At 64.7% G+C, this 22,545-nt stretch carries 15 protein-coding genes; 9 read left to right on the forward strand and 6 right to left on the reverse strand.

Going from position 1 to position 22,545, the window contains the following annotated elements; translation table 11 throughout:
* The first annotated feature begins 29 nt into the window (after nucleotides 1-29).
* From P7F28_RS26665 to tssC, 3 genes are all read left to right on the forward strand, one after another.
* On the forward strand, nucleotides 30-1,214 hold the full coding sequence (locus P7F28_RS26665; protein ID WP_277187824.1) for an ImpA family type VI secretion system protein: 1,185 nt from the start codon (nucleotides 30-32) through the stop codon (nucleotides 1,212-1,214).
* A 69-nt stretch (nucleotides 1,215-1,283) separates the two neighbouring features.
* A complete protein-coding gene (gene tssB / locus P7F28_RS26670) occupies nucleotides 1,284-1,835 on the forward strand; it encodes a type VI secretion system contractile sheath small subunit (RefSeq protein WP_277187826.1) in 552 nt (183 codons plus the stop codon).
* Nucleotides 1,836-1,866: 31 nt separating this feature from the next.
* Nucleotides 1,867-3,378, forward strand: a complete 1,512-nt coding sequence (tssC, locus tag P7F28_RS26675; RefSeq protein WP_277187828.1) for a type VI secretion system contractile sheath large subunit — start codon at nucleotides 1,867-1,869, stop codon at nucleotides 3,376-3,378.
* 120 nt (nucleotides 3,379-3,498) lie between these two features.
* On the opposite strand, the gene P7F28_RS26680 is transcribed toward tssC, so the two are convergent.
* The 6 genes from P7F28_RS26680 to tssE form a co-directional block, all read right to left on the reverse strand.
* Nucleotides 3,499-4,308, reverse strand: coding sequence for a PP2C family serine/threonine-protein phosphatase (locus P7F28_RS26680; RefSeq protein WP_277187830.1), 810 nt, complete (start codon nucleotides 4,306-4,308; stop codon nucleotides 3,499-3,501).
* Between the two features lie 10 nt (nucleotides 4,309-4,318).
* Entirely contained in the window at nucleotides 4,319-5,614 is a 1,296-nt protein-coding gene (tagH, locus tag P7F28_RS26685; RefSeq protein WP_277187832.1) for a type VI secretion system-associated FHA domain protein TagH, read from the reverse strand.
* Nucleotides 5,615-5,642: 28 nt separating this feature from the next.
* Nucleotides 5,643-8,321 (reverse strand): type VI secretion system ATPase TssH, encoded by a 2,679-nt coding sequence (tssH, locus tag P7F28_RS26690; RefSeq protein WP_277187834.1) that lies wholly within the window; start codon nucleotides 8,319-8,321, stop codon nucleotides 5,643-5,645.
* A gap of 79 nt (nucleotides 8,322-8,400) precedes the next feature.
* On the reverse strand, nucleotides 8,401-9,528 hold the full coding sequence (tssG, locus tag P7F28_RS26695) for a type VI secretion system baseplate subunit TssG (RefSeq protein WP_277187836.1): 1,128 nt from the start codon (nucleotides 9,526-9,528) through the stop codon (nucleotides 8,401-8,403).
* Complete coding sequence (tssF, locus tag P7F28_RS26700) at nucleotides 9,504-11,405, reverse strand: type VI secretion system baseplate subunit TssF (protein ID WP_277187838.1); 1,902 nt, start codon at nucleotides 11,403-11,405, stop codon at nucleotides 9,504-9,506. The genes tssG and tssF overlap by 25 nt, the downstream gene beginning before the upstream one ends.
* 4 nt (nucleotides 11,406-11,409) lie before the next feature.
* Nucleotides 11,410-11,985 carry a type VI secretion system baseplate subunit TssE gene (gene tssE / locus P7F28_RS26705; RefSeq protein ID WP_277187839.1) on the reverse strand — a complete coding sequence of 192 codons (576 nt, stop codon included), beginning with the start codon at nucleotides 11,983-11,985 and terminating at the stop codon, nucleotides 11,410-11,412.
* A 150-nt stretch (nucleotides 11,986-12,135) separates the two neighbouring features.
* On the opposite strand from tssE, the gene P7F28_RS26710 reads away from it, so the two are divergent.
* From P7F28_RS26710 to P7F28_RS26735, 6 genes are all read left to right on the forward strand, one after another.
* The gene (locus P7F28_RS26710) at nucleotides 12,136-12,612 is read left to right on the forward strand and encodes a type VI secretion system tube protein TssD (RefSeq protein WP_277187841.1); all 477 of its coding nucleotides are present in this window, start codon (nucleotides 12,136-12,138) and stop codon (nucleotides 12,610-12,612) included.
* A 52-nt stretch (nucleotides 12,613-12,664) separates the two neighbouring features.
* Nucleotides 12,665-14,950: a type VI secretion system Vgr family protein gene (locus P7F28_RS26715; protein WP_277187844.1), complete on the forward strand. Its 2,286-nt coding sequence runs from the start codon at nucleotides 12,665-12,667 to the stop codon at nucleotides 14,948-14,950.
* 18 nt (nucleotides 14,951-14,968) lie between these two features.
* Nucleotides 14,969-16,312 carry a hypothetical protein gene (locus P7F28_RS26720; protein ID WP_277187846.1) on the forward strand — a complete coding sequence of 448 codons (1,344 nt, stop codon included), beginning with the start codon at nucleotides 14,969-14,971 and terminating at the stop codon, nucleotides 16,310-16,312.
* Entirely contained in the window at nucleotides 16,309-20,670 is a 4,362-nt protein-coding gene (locus P7F28_RS26725) for an RHS repeat-associated core domain-containing protein (protein WP_277187848.1), read from the forward strand. Before P7F28_RS26720 ends, P7F28_RS26725 begins: the two co-directional genes overlap by 4 nt.
* A gap of 18 nt (nucleotides 20,671-20,688) precedes the next feature.
* Complete coding sequence (locus P7F28_RS26730) at nucleotides 20,689-21,093, forward strand: immunity 22 family protein (protein ID WP_277187850.1); 405 nt, start codon at nucleotides 20,689-20,691, stop codon at nucleotides 21,091-21,093.
* A 362-nt stretch (nucleotides 21,094-21,455) separates the two neighbouring features.
* Nucleotides 21,456-22,184, forward strand: a complete 729-nt coding sequence (locus P7F28_RS26735; RefSeq protein ID WP_277187851.1) for an OmpW family protein — start codon at nucleotides 21,456-21,458, stop codon at nucleotides 22,182-22,184.
* Nucleotides 22,185-22,545 lie beyond the last annotated feature (361 nt).

Here is a 22,545-nt window from a genome sequence, read left to right on the forward strand (position 1 = left end):
GTCAACCTCGAACGGAGTGGTATCGAATCATGAAGGTATCCGAATTAATCGATGTGATTCCGCCCGCACACGTGCAGGCATGGATCGAGCCGCTGCTCGCGCCCGTCGCGCCCGTCGCGGACGATGCAGACGATGCGCCCGGCGGCCCGAATCTGGAGGACACGCACGCGTTCATGGCGCTTCTGACCGACGCCGAAGGCCGGCCCGAGCAACGCATCAGCCCGGAAGACGCCATTCCGGCCGTGACGCCCAACTGGGTCGATGTCAAGGCGCGCGCAGAAGCGCTGCTCGAGCAGACCAAGGACTTGCGCATCGGCATGATCTGGCTGCGCGCCGTTACCGCGCTCGATGGACTAGCAGGCTGCGAAGCCGGACTGCATCTGATGCGAGAACTGTGTCTGCGCTACTGGGACAGCCTGCATCCCGCGCGCGACCCGGATCCCGCCGCGCCGGACGGTTTCGATCTGAGTTTCAGATGCAACGTGCTCTCGGAACTTGCCGCGCCCGCCTTCATGCGTACGTTGCGCGACATGCCAGCGGTGCGGCGGCGCGGCGAGACGCCGAGCCTGCGCGAGATCGAGCGTGCCCAGCTTGGCAAGCTGACGCCGCCGGCGCTTGCCTTGCATCACAAGCATCTGGATCAGGCCGTCGCCGAGACCACGCCCGGCCTCGATGTGCCGCTGCGTCTGCCGGGACTCGCGCGTGCGCTCGAAGCGGCGTTCGACGAACGCTTCGGCATGCAGTCGTCACCCAGGCTGGAACCGCTCGCCGTGTTGTTCGAGATGCTCGCCAAAGATATCGGCGATGCCCTCGCGCGCGCGGCCGACAAGGCCGTGGCGGTGGCGAGCAAGGCGCTCGGGGCATCGGCGGACAGGCCCGCGAACGCCCCCGCCGATGCCCCCGCAGATACCCCCGCGGCCGCCGCGCCGGTATCCGCTGCGCCTCGGCCGACCGGCATGCCCAGCACGCCCGGCACACTCAGCACACCCAGCGCGCTCACCTCGCGCGCCGATGCGATCGCCTGGCTCGAAGCCGTCAGCGTGTTTCTGGAGCGCGCCGAGCCGGCCCATCCCGCGCCGCTGCTGATCCGGCGGGCGATCGCACTGCTGACGATGGACTTCATCGGCGTGATTCGCGAACTCGCGCCCGAGTCGCTCAAACAGATCTACGCCGTCGCCGGGATCTGTCCGCCGGGACAGACGAAATCTTCATGAAGTACCGAAGGCGCTTTCAATACGCGCGTCGCGAATCGTCTTTTCACAGCCAACCGCAGGAGAGCAAGCATGGAAAGTTCAACCAAGATTATTGGCCGCAACCGCGAGCCGCGCGTGCATATCGGCTATGACGTCGAAAAAGGCGATGCCGAGGAGCGCAAGGAACTGCCGTTCGTGATGGCGGTGTTGTCGGATCTGAGCGGCAAGACCACCGACACCGTGCCGCCGGTCGAGAAGCGCGCGTTTCAGGAGTTCGATATCGACAATTTCGGCCAGCGCATGGCGGCGATGAAGCCGTCCGTGGCGTTTCCGGTCAAAAACACGCTGACCGGCGAGGACAATCTGATGGTGAGTCTCACCTTCAAATCGATGGACGATTTCGGTCCCGGCGCGATCGCGCGCAACGTGCCCGAGCTGAACGCGCTGCTGGAGGTGCGCAATCAGCTCGACCGACTCAAACTGATGCTCGACGGCCGGGGCGGCGCGGAAAAAATGCTGACCGAAGCGCTCAGGAATCCTGCGTTATTGAAATCGCTCGCCGCCGGGGGCAACGCAGCCAACGACGCGCATAGGGACGCTCCGGGGGACGCAGCCCCGGCCGGCGCGCCCGAAGCGCAATGACGCTTAACGCATTTTCTTCGAGGATTCCGTCATGCCCGATACCTTGCCCATTCAGCACGCCGAGACCGACGCGCCATCCGCCGGAAGCGCGACGTCCGATAATTTCGACGAATTCGCCGCGATGCTGCAAAAAGAGTTCCGGCCGCGCTCCGAAGATGCCGGCCGCGCCGTTCAGCATGCCATTCAGACGCTCGCGCGCGAAGCGTTGAAGGAGGATTCGCTGATCGCCGACGACACCCTGCGCACGATCGACGAGATGATCGCCGCCATCGACGAGCGTCTCACCGATCAGGTCAACCTGATCCTGCATCATCCGGATTTTCAGAAGCTGGAAGGTGCGTGGCGCGGCCTGGACTATCTCGTGCGCAATTCCGAAACGGACACGCAACTGAAGATCCGCGTGATGAACATCAAGAAGGATGAACTGGGTGACATGCTGCGCCGCGCGACCGGCGCGTCGTGGGACCAGACGCCGTTCTTCAAACAGATCTACGAACAAGAGTTCGGGCAGCTGGGTGGCGAGCCGTACGGCGTGATGGTCGGCGACTACTACTTCGATCATCATCCGCAGGACGTCAAGTTGCTGGCGGAGATCGCCAAGACGGCGGCGGCCGCGCATGCGCCGTTCATTTCGGCGGCCGCGTCTTCGTTGCTCGGAATCGACTCGTGGCAGCAACTCGACGACAAGCGGGACGTCGCCAAGACCTTCACGACGGACGATTACGCGGCATGGCGGTCGCTGCGCTCATCGGAAGATTCGCGCTATATCGCGCTGACCATGCCGCGCTTTCTCGCGCGCCTGCCGTATGGCGCGAAGACCGATCCGGTGTCGGCGTTCCACTTCGAGGAAGCCGTGGATGGCACCAACCACGAGCGTTACGCATGGGCCAACGCGGCCTACGCGATGGCGGTCAACATCAACCGCTCGTTCAAGCTCTACGGCTGGTGCACGCGCATTCGCGGCGCGGAAGATGGCGGCAGCGTGCCGAATCTGCCGCTCCATACCTTCCCGACCGACGACGGCGGCATAGACAGCAAATGCCCGACCGAAATAGCGATTTCCGAGCGGCGGGAGTTCGAACTGTCGCGCAACGGCCTGAGTCCGCTGGTGCATCGCAAGCATGCGGACGAGGCGGTGTTCATCGGCGCACAGACCTTGCAAAAGCCGGCCAAGTTCAACCGCGCCTTCGCCACCGAAAACGCCGAGTTGTCCGCGCGTCTGCCGTACATCTTCGCGTGCAGCCGCTTCGCGCACTATCTCAAGGTGCTGTGCCGCGAAAAGATCGGCTCGTTCAAGGAGCGCGACGAGATGCAGCGCTGGCTGAACGACTGGATCATGGACTATGTCGATGGAGACCCGACCCATTCGTCGGTGGTGGTGAAGTCGCAGAAGCCGCTGGCGGCGGCCCAGGTGAAGGTCGAGGAAGTGGAGGGATCGCCGGGCTACTACCAGGCGACCTTCTGGCTGAGGCCGCATTACCAGTTGGAGCAACTGGGCGTGTCGCTGCGGCTGGTGTCGAGACTGCCGGCCGTGCAAGGCTGAGGCCGGACAGAAAATACGAGGGAGAAGCTGGCGGCCCGGCGTAAGCCGGCCGCCTTTTTGTATTTCCGATGCTTTAATCCGGAGTGCTATGGTTTTGGCCAGCGCGGCCAGCGTGGCCTGTCACTGCTTCGCCGTCTGCGTGTTTTTGCGCGCCGCGCGCTCCAGCACGGTCGCTTCGCGCGGCGCGCCGGCCCATATCGCCACGGCGCTGAGATTGTCCGCGCGCGGCGGCGCGGCGCGCTTCACGCGGGCCGCCAGCGTCGTCAGCCAGCTTTCGGCATCGTCGGCGTGGCCGATCGCGTCGATCATCGCCGATTCGTCGATATGCTCCCACAGGCCGTCGCTGCACACCAGGAACACGTCGCCGTCCGCAATGGCGAACGGCGCGGCGGCGACCTGCACGGGCAGCGCATCTTCGGTGCCGAGCGCCGCCAGCAACAGGTTGCGCAGCGGATGGCGGCGCATTTCGCGGGGCGCGAGCAGGTTGGCATCGACGAGTTGCTGCACCATGCTGTGGTCGATGGTCTGAAACGCAGTGTGGCCGCGCCGGAAACAATAGATGCGCGTGTCGCCGCAATGCGCCCAGATAGCGTGCCCGCTGAGCGGGTCGATGGCCAGCACGGCGGCCGTGGAGCGCATGCGGGCAAGCGCGCCGCCCGCCGCCTGCGCCTTGACGATAGCTTCATTAGCGGCGATCAGCGCATCGGTGAGCAGCGTGGATTGCATGCCGTCGCCGCGCCCGGCGCACTCGCGCAAGGCGGCCGATACCGTGTCCACCACGAGCTGCGCCGCCACGTCGCCGCCGCCGTGACCGCCCGCGCCATCGGCGACGACACCCGCGAACAACCGCCGGTGCTCGATAAGCGCGAGACGGTCTTCATTGCGGCGGCGTCCGCCCTGATCGGTGATGCTGGCAAGGTCGAAGCGCATCGGTGAGCCTTCAGCGTTTATGTTGAGCGACGGCTTCTTCGTACGCGGACAAGAAGGTCTTGCCGAACAGCGTGAAGAAGTCCTCTTCGGAATCGACGACGAGACGCGCGTACAGCCGTTCGTAGTGACGCCAGCGCTGCGCGTCGCGCAGCAGGCGGGAACGGGCCTGCCACGCCGAAGCCGGCGGCGCGGATGCACCGATCTGCTGCGGCGAAAAGCGTGCGAACAGCCCGCCGATCGAACCGCGCAGGCCGGCCAGAAAGCCGAATTGATGCGCACGAAGGTCGTTGCAGGCATCGCGCAGTGCGTCGTCGCCATTCAGGTATCCGCGTATCGGCGGCCCGAGCACGCTTTTGAGCGCCGCGTCGGCGTTGGCGGCGTGCTTGAGCGGATTGTTGTCGTGCGCCTCGATCAGCGTCATGCGTGCATGCACCATCTGCTTGATCATCTGGCGCGCGACCAGCAGATCGACCGTGCCCTGCAGCGATTCACGCAACAGCCCGCCCACGCGCGCCGCGAATTCGGGCGTGAATTCGGGCACGTCGGCTTCGTTCATGCCCGCGCCGCGCGCGAATGCGGCGCGCAGCGATGCGTCGGGCGGCGGGTGCGCAGCCTGCTCGATGGAGTCGATATGCCCGGCAGATTCGTCGCGTCCGGCGTGAACCGGCATCGGCGGGTCGGCCGCGGCGGGAAATGCGCCGTCGATGCCCGCGCCCCAGCCCGGCAGGCTGTGCGGCGGCACTTGCGGCGCGGCGCTCAGACTGTCGAGCGCGTTGTTGCCGTGGTACGTGTTCGGCGCGCTCACGGGCTCGGAGAGCGTCGCGGCGGCGTGCGCAGACGCGTGGTGCGCCCGGCGCATGTCGAGAAAGATCGACAGCGGATCGGCGCATGGCAGCGCCGGCACGTCGAGCGGCGGTTGCATCGGCGCTTCGGGTGGTCGATGCAGCGAGAGCGGATGATTGCCGCTGTCGCCGAAGTCCGCGCGCGGCGCGGAGTCGTCGATCCGCGCGCGCATGTCGTATGCGCCGATGCTGAGACGGTCGCCATCGGCCAGGCCGATCGCTTCGCCGGTTTCGACCGGATGGCCGTTCACCAGCACGGGATTCGCGCCATGCTGCGTGAGACGCCAGCGGCCTTCGAGACATTCGACGCGCGCCTGCAGCCGCGACACGCGGCGCTCCGGGTCGGCCAGCACGAGCTGGCTGGTCTCGGCGCGCCCGATCGTGCCGCCGTGCGGATCGAACGAGGTCGAGAGCGGTTCGGCAAGCGGCAGGCCGCCGCACGCGGTGACGGTGAGCGTGAGCATCGGGCAAGCGTCCTCTTGGTCGATGGCCTCATTCGAAGCCGTATACGAATTCGCCGTCGCGCGCGCTCAGCGTGATGCGCGTGAGCGGCTCGCTCTGCGAAAGTCGCGTGAGAAACTCCGTCGAAATGCGCGGCAGCACGGTATGGGTGAGCAAGGCGCCGATCACGCGACCGCCGGAGTCGGTATCCGTGCAGCGGGCCACGACATGTTCGATGGCGGCATCGTCATAAAGGCAAGCCGCGCGATGATTCGATTCGATTCGCCGCGCAATCCGCCCGAACTGCAGACGCACGATGCGCGCGAGCATCTCGTCGGAGAGCGGGTAATACGGCACGGTGACAAGGCGGCCGAGCAGCGCGGCGGGAAACACCTGCAGCAGCGGGGCGCGCAGCGCGGCGGCGATCTCGGCGGGCGAGGGCGGCGCGGCATGTCCGTCGCAGGCGTGCCGGATCAGTTCGGAACCGACGTTCGAAGTCAGCAGAATCACGGTGTTTCGGAAGTCGATGCGCCGTCCTTCGCCGTCCTCCATGCTGCCCTTGTCGAACACCTGAATGAACAGCTCGTGCACATCGGGATGGGCCTTTTCGACTTCATCGAGCAGCACGACGCTGTAGGGACGCCGCCGCACCGCCTCGGTCAGCACGCCGCCCTCGCCGTAACCGACGTAGCCCGGCGGCGCGCCCTTGAGCGTGGACACCGTGTGCGCCTCCTGGAACTCGCTCATGTTCACGGTGATGACGTTCTGCTCGCCGCCGTAGAGCGCCTCGGCGAGCGCCAGCGCGGTTTCCGTCTTGCCGACGCCCGAGGTGCCGCACAGCAGAAACACGCCGATGGGCTTGCATGGATCGTCGAGGCCCGCGCGTGAAGTCTGAATCCGCCGCGCGATGGTTTCGAGCGCGTGACGCTGGCCGATCACGCGTTCGTCGAGGATATCGGCGAGCCTGAGCACGGTGTCGATTTCGTCGCGCATCATGCGTCCGACCGGAATGCCGGTCCAGTCCGCGACCACGCTCGCCACCGCGCCTTCATCCACGCTCGACAGCACCAGCGGCGTTTCGCCCTGCAATTGCGAGAGTTCGCGCTGACAGTCGCGCAGTTCGGCGAGCAGCGCCTCGCGCGTGAGTGCGTGGTTCGATGCTGCGTCGTCGGGTGCGCGCGGCGCATCGGCTTGCGGAGCGCGCAGTTGCGCGCGCACGCCGAGCAGCTTTTCGACCAGCGCGCGCTCGGCGTTCCAGCGTGCGCTGAGGGTATCGAGCGCGGCTTGCTGCTGCGCAATCTCATCGCTCAGTTCTTGCGCACGCGCGCTGCGTTCCACGCCGACGCTGCGTTCGCGTTCGACAATCGCCGCCTCCGCGCGCAAGGCTTCGATGCGCCGCTGCCGATCCTCGACGGCGGCGGGCGTCGCATGCTGGCTCACCGAGACGCGCGCGCAGGCGGTGTCGATCAGACTCACGGCCTTGTCCGGCAACTGCCGCGCCGGAATGTAGCGATGCGACAGACGCACCGCCGCTTCCATCGCTTCGTCAAGCAATTGCACGCGGTGGTGCGCCTCCAGCATCGGCGCCACGCCGCGCAGCATGCCGAGCGCGCGGGCTTCGTCTGGTTCGCTCACCTGAACCACCTGAAAGCGCCGCGTCAGCGCCGGATCTTTCTCGACGTACTTCTTGTACTCGGCCCAGGTCGTCGCGCCGATGGTGCGCAGGTTGCCGCGCGCCAGCGCCGGCTTGAGCAGGTTGGCGGCGTCGCCGGTGCCGGCCGCGCCGCCCGCGCCGACCAGCATGTGCATCTCGTCGATGAACAGCACGATCGGCGCGGGACTGCAGATCACTTCGTCGATCACTTCGCGCAGGCGCTTTTCGAATTCGCCCTTGACGGCCGCGCCCGCCTGCAGCAAGCCGAGATCGAGCGCATAGAGCGTGATGCCTTGCAGAAGCGGCGGCACGTCGCCGCGCGCCAGCCGCTGCGCGAAGCCTTCCACCACCGCGGTCTTGCCGACGCCCGCTTCGCCCGTCAGCAGGGGATTGTTCTGACGGCGGCGCATCAGGATATCGACCAGTTGCCGGATCTCGTCGTCGCGGCCGGTGACGGGATCGAGTTCGCCGCGTGCGGCCTTCGCGGTCAGATCGACGGCGTAGCGCGCGAGGGCCGTCGAGGCGGGCGTGCGTGACGCTGCGTTCGCGCCCGTGGCAGCCGGTGGCGTGCCGTTCGCGGTCCCGTCGGCGAGACCGTTTTCCGCGCTGCGCTCGGTGATGGCGGCGAAGGCATCGCACAGTTCGTCGCGTTTGATGCGGCTGAATTGCGCCGACATCGACGTGAGCATGGCGCGCTGATGCCGGGTGTCGTGCAATGCGATCAGCAGATGTCCGCTGCGCACCTGCGTTTCGCCGAACCTCAGGCTGGTGTAGGTCCACGCGCTCTGGAGTGTGTCGATCAGCTCGTCCGAGATCTCCGCTCTGGACGTCGCGCCGCGCGGCAATTGTTCGAGCGAGCGCGTCAGATCGGCGCTCAGCCGCGCCATGTCGATATCGAAATGGGCGACGATGCGCGCCAGATCGCAGCGCGCATCGGACAGCAATTCCGCGAACAGATGATCCAGAACGACAGCGGGATTCTTCCGCTTGCCACAGGACACCATCGCCTCGTGCATCGCGTGGCGCATGAGCGGATTGAGCTTGTCGATCAGCGTGTTGACCTTGATGTCAGCCATGGCTTGTCCTCGATACGGGGTGAGCGCTTTCAAGACGAATCGGCCGCGCCGGGTTTGGAATGCGGATGCGCCTCACGGCTCAGGACGCGCCGGGCAGCGGCACGCGCGCGTCGGCGTCGAGCAAGGGGCCATAGACTGCGGCGGCGCGCGCCTCGCCGTGCGCGCCCGGACCGGCATTCAGAAACGTGGTCCAGCCCAGCCGCGCGCGGCGTCCCAGCAACAGCGGCGGCACTTCGCCGGGCTTGAAAACGAGGCGCAGATCCCACGCGAGTTCCCGGTTCAGATACTGGCGGACCAGCGCCGTCATCACCGGCAGACGCGTTCCGCCGGGCAGCAGCGATTCGGCATCCGTCAGCGTGAGCGGTCCCGCAATCACGCGGAAGCGATACTGCCGCGCCAGCGCGTGCGCGCCGAGCACGGTGCCCGCGCCCAGGCCCTGCGCTGCGCCGAGCGTGAAGCGTTCTTCGGGCGCGATGGCCAGCCGCTCGCAGACGAACGGCTCGATATGCAGCGGCACGCGCAAGGCCGCAACGAGGATCGCATGCAGTCCTTCGAGCGGCCGCGATTCACGGCCGAAATGCACGGCGTGACGCAGCTTCAGATGATCGTGCGCGGCATCGCGGCTGCGGCACGATGGATGCGCCAGCCCGAACAGCGCGCCGACAAAAGCGGCGAAGCGGCTGTCGCCCCCGCGGTCGAGGCTGGCGGCGGGTTGCGCCTGCGCCTGCGCGCGATAAAACAGCAAGGCGTAGCGATGCAGCAGCACATCGAGAAACCGCGCGAAGGACGGATCGTGCTCCTGCACCAGACGCTCGCGCGCGAACTCCGTGAGATGCAGCGGCAACGGCCCGTTCGGACCGAGAAAGCCGAAAAAGTACTGCGAGAGGCGCGCGGGACGGTTGGCCCGGCGCGCGTTCGTGTCATCGGCGGTATCGCTGGCGGCATCGTATTCGAGCGCCGCGATCGGCGCGGGCGCAAACGCGAGCGACGGAATCTGGCCGATCCGCACGACTTCCTGCGCGGGCCGCAGCGCGGTTCCCAAAGGCGGCGCGTGCGGCGTGAGCGCCTCGATGCGCCGCAGCACCTGAAAAAAATGATGCCGATGCGGCTCGCGCGCCACCTCGCGCAGATAGTCGGCCAGCTCCCGTTCGCACGCAGGGAGCGGTTCGGCGCGCGGCGCGCTCAGATCGTCGCCCGGGCGCCGCATCGCGGAACTCCTGCGTGGAGGGTGCGGCCGTCGATATCGCGCACGGTGGTCTGCACGAACGAGTTGATCGACACGTAGCGCGCGAAGAACGAGTCGAGCACGCGCGCGAGGACATGTGCGCCCGCGCCGGCGAAGGCGGCCGCATCGAAAGTCAGATCGATGGCCAGGCCCCGCGCGAAGGTGATCGGTCCCGGCAGCGCGAGCCGCCGCACCACCGGCTGCGCGCGCACCGAGCGCACGCCGCCCGCGTGCGCGGCGGCCTCGTTGTCGGCGGGCGCGACGTAGAGCATCAGCATGGCGCGCAGCGCGGCCGCGCCCTGCTCGGGATTCGCGTCGAGCAGCGACAGATAGTTGAGCGACAGATGATCGATCAGCCGCCAGCCGTCCTGCACCTCCAGCACGGCGGGAATCGGCTGCGACGGTCCGCTGATGCGGCGAATCGCGGTCACGGGGGCGGCGACGTCGAGCGTGAAGTCGCCGCGCGCGCCGCCGAGCGGAATCGACATCGGCAGGTCGCGGTTGGTGCAGAGCGTTTCGAAGGCGAGCTGGCGCAAACTGCGCGGCCAGGGCGCATGGCGCGCATCGACGATCGACACGTACACCTCACTCGCCACGTAGCCGGTGTCGATGCCGCCCGCGCGCCGCACGGTGTCCGGACCGCGCGGCGCGCGCGGCAGGCGCTCGGTGGTGAACCACGCGGTGTCTTCGCCGCGCGTGTCGTGGAAGGCTGCATAGAACGGTGAGAAAACCTGTTCGCCGGAGCCGCCGCTGTAACCACGCACGCCCGTCACCGAATGGACCTCGAAGTCGAGCGGCCGCGAGCGGTCGGGCACGACATGAAAATCGACCGATTGATCCGACACCAGCGCGCGATCCGCCTGTCTGGCAAACAGGTTGACGGCGGTAACGCAATTGAGCAGCACGTGCTCGCGTGACACCGCGTGTTCGAGCAGCGCGTCGCTTCGGCCAAGAAGGATATTCAGCTCGACTTCGCGGCCCGCGATATGCGGCAGCGCGCGCCCGAGCCCGTCGATCCGCACGAAGCGAAACCGCTGTGGGAACGCGAAGTACTCGCGCACATGCCGGTAGCCGCGCAGGCCTTGCGCGGTGGCGGGCAGCAGCGCTTCGTCGTCGTCGAAGCCGGGGTGGGAGAGGGCGCTGGCGGGCAGCGTGAACAGGTGCTTGAGCGGGCGCGACGGTGCGCTCACGGTGATCGCCAGCGCGTGGGACAACACGGCTTCATGCAGACGCCACGCGGGCGTCTCGTCGCCGCTGAAAAACAGCGAAAGCGTGTCGAGCTTCAGGGCGTCGATGCTCAGGCCTTCGGGAACCGCGAGCCGCAGCCGCAGCACGCCGCGCACGCGCGTGACCAGCGGCGCGAGCGCCGGCACGCCAGCGAGCGGCAGGTCGGCGGCGCGCGGCAGCCAGGCGGCCTCGGTCAGCTCGAGCGGCCAGAGCGTGAGCGCCGCGCCGGTGCGGAACTGACACGCGGTGCGGGTGCCGATCGCTTCCTTCGAGGTCAGCGCCGCGCCGCGCGCCAGCACAAAACCCTTGGCGAGATTCGGATTGCTCAGGTCGGGCTGGAATTGCGCGACGAGCATCGACGGCGTCGGCGCGATGGCTTGCGGCATCAGCGTCTGCATCATGCGCTGCGTGAAACGCGGAAACTCTTCGTCGATGCGCAATTGCACGCGCGCCGCGAGAAACGCGCTGCCTTCCAGCAGACGCTCGACATAGGGGTCGGCGACATCGGTGGTGCCGTCGCGCGGGAGGCCGAGCCGGCCGGCGATCTTCGGAAAATCTCGCGCGAATTCCGCGCCCATCTCGCGCAGATAACGCAGCTCGGTTTCGTAGTGGCGCAAGAGTCTCGGGTCCATTGCGTCAGGCTCCGGGTGTATCGACGGTCACGCCGCCGTTTTCCAGGTCGATCTGCGTGCGCATCACGACTTCCAGCGGCGCGGGCCGAAACCACAGCAGCGCGCGGATCACCAGTGCGATCTGATTGAGCGATTCGGGCTTGCTGCGTCCCGACGCGGGTTCGATCACGATCGACGCGGGCAGGATACGTGGCTCGAAGCGCACGATGGCGCGGCGCATCGCGCTTTGCAGACGGTCGAAATCGACGCTCGCCGCGTAGTGGCCGACAATACTTGGGAGTCCGTAGTTCAGCACGGAATCGCTGACATGCGGATGCCGTTTCGCATCGATTCCGCTGGCCTGCCCGACGCTATTGAAGATCCACCGCAGCTCGCGAAGCACCGAGGCGCGCAGATCGTCGCCCGACATGAAGCGCGCGTCGAGCGGTTCGCTCGCGCGTTGCGGATGCTCGTCCGTCAGGCGGTCTAGCAGCGAGGGGAGAAGGCGCACGCCGCGCCCGGAATCGCTCATATCTTTCGTTTCGCCGATGAAAACCGCCGCGCCGCTGCGCGACGCCTTCTGAGCGAGAGAACGAACCATGCGTTGGCGCTTTGAACAAATTCGTTTTCCTGCGCATTGCTTTGCCGCCGATGCGTTGCCGCATCTCCGCCGATCGGCGGTCTTCAAAAATCTGCCGTGCTGGATCGTCTTGGCCATGCAGTATCCCCGGACTTTCATGCGGAGTTCTTAATGGCAAACGATATCTATCTCAAGCTCGACGGCGTCGATGGCGAATGCACTCACAAGGGTGCGGAAAAATATATCCAGGTGCTCAGCTGGAAATGCGGCGTGACCAACACATCGACCGCGGGTGACGGCGGCGGTCACGGCATCGGCAAGGCCGAGCCGCATCACCTCGAATTCACGCATCACTACGACAAGGCTTCGCCGCTGCTGATGAAGCATTGCGCGGCGGGCAAGCACTTTTCGAGCGCGAAGCTGGTGGTGTGCAAGGCAGGCGGCGAGCAGAAGGAGTATCTGACGATCACGCTGAAGAACGCGTTCGTCTCTCATGTCACGCACGACTGCGGACCGCACGGGACCATCGGCACGGTGCGTCTCGCCTACGAAGACATTCAGCACGACTACAAGCCGCAGGAAAAGGACGGCAGCACCGGCGCTGCGGTGACGGCGGGGTGGAACATCACCACCACCGAAACGCGCTGAGCGCTCAGCCGCCCGCCGGGCGTCGATAACCGCATGTCACGGAGGATCTCGCATGGCTCCCGCAGCGATGAGCATCGACACGCCGCTTGGACAGGATCTGCTGTTCCATACTCTGCGCGGCACGGTGGAACTGGGCCGTCTCACGCGTTATGACGTGTTACTCCTTTCGCCACGCGGCGATATCGAGTTGCGCGACGTGCTCGGCAAACACGTGACGGTGCATATCGCGCTGTCGGGCGGCGGTGAGCGTCTGATGCCCGGCTATATCGTCGCGTTCCGGCAGGAAGGGCTGCGCGGGCGGCTGCATCAGTACCGCGCGTGCATTCGCCCGTGGCTCTGGTTCCTCACGCGGCGCACCAACTGCCGCATCTTTCAGAGCATGACGGTGCAGGACATCGTCAAGGCGATCTTCGCCGATCCGATGTATCAGTCGCTCGAACGCGGCGAGGTGCTCTGGCAGGCCGACGCCCGAACGCATCCGGTGCGCGAATATTGCGTGCAGTACCGCGAGTCGGACTTCCACTTCATCAGCCGGCTGCTGGAGGACGAGGGCATCTATTACTGGTTCGCTCAGCGCGACGGCGTCGAAAAGCTGATCTTCAGCGACGGCCCCGCCGCGCACGAACCGGTGCCGGGTTACGAACGGCTGCCTTACCGCGAGTCGCCCACCGGCGTGCCGTATATGGAGTACGTGACGCAGTGGCGCACGCATTACGCAGTCGAGACGCGCAACTTCGTGCTGACCGACTACGACTTCGAGCACCCGACCGCTTCGCTGCTCAGCCGCAACGTCAAGGAGATGCCGGGTTTCACAGACTTCGCCGATCTCGAACAATTCGATTTCCCCGGCGGCTATGTCTTGCCCGCCGATGGCGAAAGCCTGGCGCGGATTCGCGGCGACGAATTCGACAGCGATGCGGAGGCGGACGGCGGCGCGCCCGACTGGCATGGCATCGATGCGCTGACGAACGCGCGCGGCGTGCAGACTGGCGCGCTGTTCACGCTCGCTGAACATCCGCGCGACGATCTGAACAGCCAGTATCTGATCACGCGGGCCTGCTTCGAGATCGACTATGCCGATTACGAAAGCTTCGACGCGCCACACGAGACGCGTTTCGAAGTGCGCATCTCGGCGATCGACGCAACGCGCGCGTTCGCGCCCGCGCGAATCACGCGCAAGGCGGTGGTGCGCGGGCCGCAGACGGCCGTGGTGGTCGGCCCGAAGTCCGATGAGATCTACACCGACCCGTACGGACGCGTGAAAGTGCAGTTTTTCTGGGACCGCGTGGGCCAGTCCGACGAGAACAGTTCGTGCTGGATTCGCGTGAGTCATCCGTGGGCGGGCGCGAAGTGGGGCATGGTCGCCATTCCGCGTATCGGTCAGGAAGTGATCGTCGATTTTCTTGAAGGCGATCCGGACAAACCGGTGATCGTCGGGCGGCTCTATAACGCGGACAACATGCCGCCGTTCGAGCTGCCCGCGAACATGACGCAGTGGGGCGTGAAAAGCCGCTCGACCACGGGCGGCGCTGTCGGGCATTGCAACGAACTGAGCTTCGAGGACGCGAAGGGACATGAGCGCCTCGTGATTCACGCCGAGCGCGATCACAGCCTCGAAGTGGAGGCGAGCGAAACACATTCGGTGGGCGCGGACCGCAGCAAGACCATCGGCAACGACGAAACCGCCAGTGTGAAGCGCGACCGCACCGCCACCGTGGGCCGCAACGAGACCACCACCGTAAAAGGTACGCGCACCGAAACCGTCACCGGAGACGAGTCGCTCACCTTTCAGGCGAGCCGCAGCAAGTCGATTACCAACGACGACACCACCAGCATCGGCGGCAATCATCACGAGACCATCACCGGCAACGATATTGTCGCGGTCTCGGGCGACCGCAGCGTGGCGGTGACCGGTTTCAAGCGCGAAACCGTGTCGAAGTCGAAGGAAGAAACCGTCACGCAAGGCAAGCAACTCAAGGTGGGCGCGGACTACGACATCAATGTGGAGGGAACGCATCACGTCACTGTCAAGGGCGACCGGATCGAGACCGTCAGCGGTGCGCACGGCGTGACGGTCGGTGGCGCGCAGACCGTGAAGGTGTCGGGCGACCAGACCATCGGCGTGGCGCAGACGATCACCGTGACGGCGGGCACGTCGCTCAAGCTGGTGTGCGGCAAGTCGGCGATCGAGATGGACAGCGCGGGAAACATCACCATCAACGGAGAGAACATCACCTCGAAGGGATCGAAGTCACACACGATCAAGGGGATGTCGGTGACTTCGTCGGCGACTGCGAAAAACACGGTGGAAGGCACCGTGCTCATGCTCAATCCGTGAGCGGCGAGGAGCGATCCCATGCAAGCCTTTACGCCCACGAACGCGGTGGAGCGCCGCCTTCTCGATGCCCACGCCGACTGGCTCACGTTCCTGAAAGACCGCGACGCGCGCGTGCTGCTGTGGCAGACCAGCGAAGCCGACCGCGAACTCGTCAGAACCTACTGCAACGCGGGCGAGCAGATGTCGAGCGCGGTGCTGTGTCTGCGCACGCCCTTCGTCCAACCCGCGCGCTACGCCGACGCGCTCGCTGCCGAAATTATTTCGTTTTACGAATCAAGACGCGCGGGCAGCGAGAAGAGCGGCATCGTCGCGGACTGGCATGCACCGCAGCGGCGGCGCGAAACCGGCGTGCAATATCTGCTGCGCGTGGTGGAAAGCCTGATGGATCATCACCCCGAGTTTTTCTTCGTGATGGTGCTCGTGTTCGATCCGGGCGATGCCCGCGATGACGCTGCGTTCGCCGCGTGGCTGAACACGCTGCTCGCGCAGCAGAAGGATCACGCGTCGCTGGCGCTCAGGCTGCGCCATGCCACGCCGATCCTCGATGCAGCGCCGTACGCGGGCTTGCTTCGGCAATGGCCGAAGGCGGCGCGGCTTGTGCGCGGCAAGTATCACATGCAGGCGGTGCCGCGCGAACTCGCTGCGGCGTCGGGCGAGCGCGGTCCGGGCGGCCAGTTCAGGCGGCTGTTCATCGAATTGATCGAGACGCTGGAACACGGCGACCCGGCGCGGCTGGACCGTCTGCGCGGGGCGGCGCTCGCCGTCGCACGGCGGGAGCAGTGGTTCGACCAATGCGTGGTCGTCGATCTGCTGGCGGGCTCGGCCTATCTGAAATGGCAGGACCACGCGCAGGCGATCGGCGCGTATCGCGCGGCGCTGGCGAGCAGCGCACAGACGATCGAGGCGGGCCATCCCGCCGGCGACAAGCTTGCCGCCAACGCCCTGTTCGGCGAGGCGAGCGTGCACCTGGTGCGCCGTCAGCCGCTCAAAGCCGCGCCGTGCTATCAGCGTGCGGCGGCGCATTGCGAGCGGGCGGAAGACTTGACGCTCGCGGTCGAAGCATGGCGCATGCATGCGTGGTGTCTCGACGAGGCGCGTTGGCGCGAGTCGGCCATCGAGTCGGGTTTCCGCGCGCTGGCGACCGCCGGGCGCATGGAGCCGGCCATGCGTGAACAAAGCACCGTGCCGGTCGTCGCTCAATGGATGCTGGAGCGCATCGGCCCGCTGCACGGCAGGCGCGATGCGCTGCATGCGCGCCTGATCGCCCTGTTCGGTGCGCGCTGGCGTGATCGCGTTGCCATGCGTGAGCCGGGCGAGCCGCGCGATCCGGCGGCGCACAGCGCCGAGGTGCAGCCGCAATGAGCGTCCCCGCCGTCAAACACTTCGATCCGGTGGTGGGCGTCGATGTCCATATGGTCAATATTCCGCCGTCGCCCGCACCGGTGCCGCTGCCGCATCCGCATGTGGGCTTCGTGCTCGATCTCGACGAGTATTCGAACGCGGCGAAAGCGGCGATCGGCGCAATCGAGAGCGCGCTGAAGGATGCCGCGCTGGAGGCCGTGCTGGAGAACTGCGAACTCGCGCAGAAAGCGATGGCCGCCGGAACGGCGCTGGCCGGCAAGGCGGTTGCCGGGGCGATGCAGAATCCGGCCGTCGCCGCGGCGCTGAAAGCCAAAAAACTCGCCGATGCGGCCCGCGAAAAGTACGACGCACTGAAGAACATGCTGGGCGCGGGCGCCGGTTCGGGCGGCGGCGGCCGGCCGATTCTCGTCAACGGCATGATGCGTACGACTCTCGGCACGCACACGTATCACGTGCCGGGGCTGCACTTTCCGCTGGGCGCGGGTTTTGGCGGACCGGACGCGAAAATCCCGTCACACGATTCCGAAGCGTTCATGGGCAGCAAGACCGTGCTCGCCAACAACGACCCGATGTCGTTTGGCGCGCTGCCCGCGCTGTCCTGCTCGGTCGTCGGGATGAAGCCCTCGGACAAGAAGGGCTCGCATATGAAGCGGGACTATCTGTCGCTGCCGACCTCGGTGATGTTGCCGATTCCGGCCGGGCGGCCGGTGCTGGTCGGCGGCCCGCCAATGCTGAATATCGCTGCGACGCTCAAGGGGCTGTTCCTGGCGTTTCGCGGCTCGGCGCTGGCCAAGCGCCTGTTCGAGAAGTTTCCGTCGGGCTTCGTGAAATGCGTGATTTTCGATGCGGAGCCGGTGAATTCGGTCACGGGCGAAGTCGTCGTGCAACAGAACGATTTCAAGGTGGCAGGACGATTGCCGCTGGTATGGAATCGCTTCTACGCGAGTCACGACGCGTATTGCGGTTCGGCCGGACGGGGCTGGCAGACGCTCGCCGATACGCGGCTCGAACTCACGCTCTTTGAGGGCGAGTACGTCGCATATGCGGCCTTTTGCGATCATCTCGCGGCCTTCGCCGAATTACCCCGTCGGACCGGATGGGAGGCGCGCGTTCATGACTTGCAAAACGGGCACGCGCTGTATCGTGATGGCGACGATTTCGTGCTTCGCACCCGCGAGAGCTGCGAATATCGCTATCCCTTGCCTCGGACGTGGGAGCAGGAAGTCGCGTTTCTTGCGCCGCACGCGCGGCTGGTGCTGCGTGTCTCGCAACTGAGCGATCTCAACGGCAACGCCTGGCGCTTCGAACGCCTGGCGGATGGCGCGCTGCGGCGCATGGTGGAATGGTCGGGCGATGCACCGGCCGGCCGCGCCGTTTCATGCGATGCAGGTCGCTTCACGCTTCACGATGCCGAGGGCGTGAGTCATCCGCTGGTGCGCTACGAAGTGGACGCCGCGCGCAATCTCGTCGCGGTGTTCGACGCGCTGGACAAGCCGTATTGCTTCGACTATGCGGCGAGCGGCAACATGGTGCGGCATACGGACCGTAACGGGCTGTCGTTTCATTACAGCCATCGACTGCACGAGGACGGTCTCTGGCGCGTCGATCACGCGTGGGGCGACCACGGGCTGTTCGATTACCGCTTCGTCTACGACACCGAACGGCTGGAGACGCGGCTCACCAATTCGCTCGGACATACGACCGTTCTGCAATACGACGAGCGGGATTTGCCGGTGGCGCGCATTGGTCCGCTCGGCGATGTCTACAGTTATCAATATGATGAACGAGGCCGCACCTGCGCGGAAATCGATCCGGCCGGTCATGTCACGACCTGGACATACGACGAACTCGGCAATCTGCTCGCGCTGACGCGGCCCGACCAGAGCGTCGTGGCGATCACCTATGACGAAGCGGCCAGGCCAGTATGCTTCGTCGATCCCGACGGCGGCGCGTGGCGTCAGGAATGGGATGCGCGCGGCAACCTGCTCGCCCAGAGCACGCCGCTGGGTGTGCGCATGCGCTATCGCTACGACGCGCGCGGTCAACTGATCTGCGTGATCGATTCCGCGGGACAAGACACGCGGCTGGGATACGACGCGTACGGATTTGTCGCCCGCCTGATCGATCCGCTGGGCAACGTAACGCGTTTCGAGCACGATGCACGCGGCAATGTCGTGCGCAGGATCGATGCGGACGGTGGCGTCAGCGCGTTTCGCCACGATGCGAAGAACCGGCTGACCTCCGCCCGGCTGCGGGGCGCTGACACCGTGAACTGCGCATACGACGCCGAGGACGAACTCACGCGGTATGTCGATGAGATGGGCCGCGAGACGCGCTTCGAGTATTTCGGCCAGGGCAGGCTGTGCGCGCGCACGGACCCGGACGGCAGCCGCGTGCAGTATCGATACGACACGGAAGAGCAGCTGACCGGCGTGATCAATCAGCGCGGCGAGGTCTGGCAACTGATCCGCGACGCGGGCGGACGGCTGGTCGCGGAGGTGGATTACTGGAAACAGGCGCGGCGTTACAGCTACGACATTGCCGGACATCTCACGCGTACCGTCGATGCGCTGGGGCAAACGCTGGCGATGACTTGTGATCCGCTCGGGCGCGTGGTCGCGCGGCGTGCCGACGACGGCGAAGAGGAGCGCTTCGCGTATGACGCGCGCGGGCATCTGATCGAAGCGCGCAATGCGTGCAGCACCGTCGAACGCCTGCTCGATGCGGACGGCAATCTGATTCGTGAGACGCAGCGGCTGCCGGGCGGCGCGGCGGCGATCGACTATGCGTACGACGCGGCGGGACGGCTTTCGAGTCAGACGCAGTCGTGGCGCAACGCCGGCGGCGAAGCGGCAGTGTTGTCGGAGACGCAGCGCTTTACGTACGACGTGCGCGGGTGGCTGGCGCGTCATCGGATTGGCGATCACGAGCCATTGCGCCTTAGCGTCGATGCACTCGGGCGGCTCGATGCGCAACGCGTCAATGACCGGCTGACGTTTCGCTTCGCCTACGACGCGGCGGGGCGGCTGGTGCGGCAGGCGGCCGAGCGGGGTTCGGCTGCTTCGGGTGGCTCTGGCGAGAGTATCGAGTATCGCTATGACGCGGCGGGCAATCTCACGCAGCGTCGTGACAGCCGGCTGGGGACGGATGCGTATCGCTATGACCCGCTCGGGCGGATCGTCGCGCACATGGACCCGGCGGGCGAGGTGCATCGCTTCGTGCACGATCGCGCGGGCGACCGTTTCTCCGCCGTGCGCGCCGATGGCGACGAGCGCGTGCTGTTGCATCACGATGGCACGGTGCTGCGGATGAATCGGGCGGGTCAGGTCGTGCGGCAAAGAACGCCCGGCGGCGCTGTCCAGGATTTGCACTGGGATGCGTTCGGCCGTTTGCGTCGGCTTGTCGATGAGAAAGGCGAGCGTTGGGAATACGCTTATGACGCGCTGGACCGGCGCGTATGCAAAGCCAGACAGGACGATGCGGCGCGGACGTGGTTCGCGTGGGATGGCGACAAGCTTGCTGCGGAAGTGAGCGGCGATGAGACCGTTGCGGCGTCGGCGCGATTGTTCGTTTATCGGTTACGCACCTTTGTGCCGCTTGCGATGCAAGAACTTGAGCGGTCGGTGGACGCTTCGGCTGACCGTGCGTTGCTGAAGGAAACGGCGTTATTCTTTTACGAGACTGATCCGAATGGCGCACCGGTCCGCCTGCGTGATGCAGAAGGGGCAGCGGTATGGGCGGCGCGTTATGGGGTGACGGGCGAGGCGAAGAATATCGACGCGCAGGGCGTGGAGCAGCCGATTCGATTGCAGGGGCAGTATTTTGATGCGGAGAGTGGGCTTCATTACAATCGGTATCGGTATTTTGATCCGGGGACGGAAAGTTTTGTCTCGCAAGACCCAATAGGGTTGATTGGTGGACTTAACACATATCGTTTCGCAAGCAACAGCTTTGCGTGGGCTGATCCGCTTGGTCTGGCGCCTTGGGAGAACGGCAAATTTACTGCCTGGTTCGACAAGGCCTCAGTCCAAGATATTATAGATAATAAAACGTCCGTATCTTCGGCGCTGAGGGGAAGTGGTGGTATGCATGAATTTTTCCCCGTATCGTTGGCACCGAAGGCGAAGGAGCTGGGTTTTTCAGCCGATGAACTTCTTAGTATGAAAAAGCCAACGGAGGATATTCAGTTTACAGGAGTTAAGGATAAAAAAGGGAATATCATTCCGGATGGCGATCACCATTGTTCTCGTGCAGGCCGACATTTTCATAACCAGCTGATCGCTAAGCTACAGAAGGCGTCGAGTAAAGCAGAGGCTCTAGGCATTATCTCAGCAATGAATGCTGCTCACATTAAGTAATCTGAATGAGGTGACGAAATGAATGACGAGTTGGCTTTTGAGTGTCACATTTGGATTGGTACTTCATTCACCAGTGAAGAAGAATATCTCGCATATTTTGAGTTGGATTTTTCGGTGCAAGGCGATTTCAGCGCGCCAGGTTACAAAAGGTGCCAATTCTGTCTCGATGTAGGATTGGATTGGTATGACGAGGATTACATAACGATTATTCCGCGACTTGATGTAGCGGTGGATTTAGATACGATTTTGGTAGAAGCTCCTATCCTCGAAGAAGAAATGAATAAGGTAAAAGAAAAATGTGCTGGATTAGGCATCGAACGGGCAAATGCGATTTTCTGCTATTCAGAACCGGATTTCGTTGTTCCGAAACCATACAAAAGTAATTACAACGGCCTGAAATACGTCGGGGTTTTCGTAGGTTAAGACCGACGGGCATTCGCTGGGAAAAAAATCTGACAATCCTGTTGCCACGTAGCGTGGCAACAGGATGATGCACATGTCAATTCGATAAGTGTCAGTACATGCTGCAAACGCCCATACCCCGCGTCATCAGCCACACCGCCACGCTCATCCGCCAACCCGCCGCCCATTCTTGACTTTCACTTTCTCAACACCTAGGTTAAGAGAACCTCTGCGCACCGCTGAAACGCTCGGTTCGCGGCGGTAAAGAATCCATGTCGCATCACCTACGCGTGGAACACGGCATCGCATCCGGATCATATCGATTAGATATCCAAATTAAAACACCCGGAAGCCTGGCCGTTGCATGCGCTTCGAGGAGCGCAATGATGAATCTGATCCGACTGGCGGGTTCGTGCGTCGTGGCTGCGGCGCTGTGCGCGACGGCTCATGCTCAGACCGCGGGCACTATCTTTATCACCGGCGGCTGGTATCACGTCGCGCCGCAGGACAGCAGCAACAACTTCAGGTTCACCTCGGTGGGCGGAGCGCCCGTGAACTTCATCGTGCCGAATACGGGCGTAGCCGTGTCGGATGCCGATACCTTCGGCATGTCGGGCGGCTATTTCATCACCGATCACATCGCCGCTGAATTTCAGTTCGGCCTGCCGCCGAAATACGATGTCAGCGGCACCGGCGCGCTTGCGCCCTACGGCAAGCTCGGCACGATCAGGGAATGGGGGCCGCTGCTGTTGTTTCAGTATTACTTCCGCGATGCACAGGCGAAGTTCAGACCGTATGTCGGCATTGGCGTGACGCGCACGTGGTTCACGAATGCGCGCGTCACCAATACGAATTTCGAAAATCAGGCGCTGGGCGGACCGACAACGGTCGAGGCGGAGGCGCAGTGGGCGCCGGTGTTCAACGTCGGCTTCAACTACGCCTTCACACAACACTGGTTTGCGGGCTTCACCGTGCTTTACGCGCCGATCAGCACCACGAGCACCTTCACCACACAGGCCCAGACGCCGGTCGGCACGATCAGCCGACGCGCGGAAACCAAAGTGCAACTCAATCCGATCGTCACGTATTTACGGGTGGGATATCGCTTCTGATGCGAAGGCCGTGAGATTGCCTTTAACAAGCAGGTTGCATCGCCATAGTTCGCGGTGATTCACTCTCGCGGTTTGTCATCGCGTGCGCGTGTCCGACTTTCATAACAATCAAAACGAAGCGGTTACGCAGCAGCGTCTGAATGAATCGACATACAGCCGTTCGTGCAATTTCCAGCATTCGCGCCATGCGAAAACGGAGGAAAGCATCATGCAACGCCCGAACTACATCTACAAAGGCGGGTCGCCGCTGCAACACACGCCCATGCATCTCAATCAGGCGGAAATGTACGGTTTCCTGATCAAAGGAGACGAGAACAAACTTCAGACCACCATCGACGGAACGCTCAACGCCGCCGCTCAA

It is taken from the genome of Caballeronia sp. BR00000012568055, assembly GCF_029439455.1.
In the GTDB taxonomy this organism is placed as follows: domain Bacteria; phylum Pseudomonadota; class Gammaproteobacteria; order Burkholderiales; family Burkholderiaceae; genus Caballeronia.

Coding starts and splice junctions, on each gene's coding strand:
- P7F28_RS26680 (WP_277187830.1), bottom strand. CDS start 4,308: ATGCGCTTCGACCTTGCCAGCATCACCGATCAGGGCGGACGCCGCCGC.
- P7F28_RS26720 (WP_277187846.1), top strand. CDS start 14,969: ATGCAAGCCTTTACGCCCACGAACGCGGTGGAGCGCCGCCTTCTCGAT.
- P7F28_RS26725 (WP_277187848.1), top strand. CDS start 16,309: ATGAGCGTCCCCGCCGTCAAACACTTCGATCCGGTGGTGGGCGTCGAT.
- tssB (WP_277187826.1), top strand. CDS start 1,284: ATGGAAAGTTCAACCAAGATTATTGGCCGCAACCGCGAGCCGCGCGTG.
- tssH (WP_277187834.1), bottom strand. CDS start 8,321: ATGGCTGACATCAAGGTCAACACGCTGATCGACAAGCTCAATCCGCTC.
- P7F28_RS26665 (WP_277187824.1), top strand. CDS start 30: ATGAAGGTATCCGAATTAATCGATGTGATTCCGCCCGCACACGTGCAG.
- tssG (WP_277187836.1), bottom strand. CDS start 9,528: ATGCGGCGCCCGGGCGACGATCTGAGCGCGCCGCGCGCCGAACCGCTC.
- tssE (WP_277187839.1), bottom strand. CDS start 11,985: ATGGTTCGTTCTCTCGCTCAGAAGGCGTCGCGCAGCGGCGCGGCGGTT.
- P7F28_RS26735 (WP_277187851.1), top strand. CDS start 21,456: ATGATGAATCTGATCCGACTGGCGGGTTCGTGCGTCGTGGCTGCGGCG.
- tssC (WP_277187828.1), top strand. CDS start 1,867: ATGCCCGATACCTTGCCCATTCAGCACGCCGAGACCGACGCGCCATCC.
- P7F28_RS26710 (WP_277187841.1), top strand. CDS start 12,136: ATGGCAAACGATATCTATCTCAAGCTCGACGGCGTCGATGGCGAATGC.
- tagH (WP_277187832.1), bottom strand. CDS start 5,614: ATGCTCACGCTCACCGTCACCGCGTGCGGCGGCCTGCCGCTTGCCGAA.
- P7F28_RS26715 (WP_277187844.1), top strand. CDS start 12,665: ATGGCTCCCGCAGCGATGAGCATCGACACGCCGCTTGGACAGGATCTG.
- P7F28_RS26730 (WP_277187850.1), top strand. CDS start 20,689: ATGAATGACGAGTTGGCTTTTGAGTGTCACATTTGGATTGGTACTTCA.
- tssF (WP_277187838.1), bottom strand. CDS start 11,405: ATGGACCCGAGACTCTTGCGCCACTACGAAACCGAGCTGCGTTATCTG.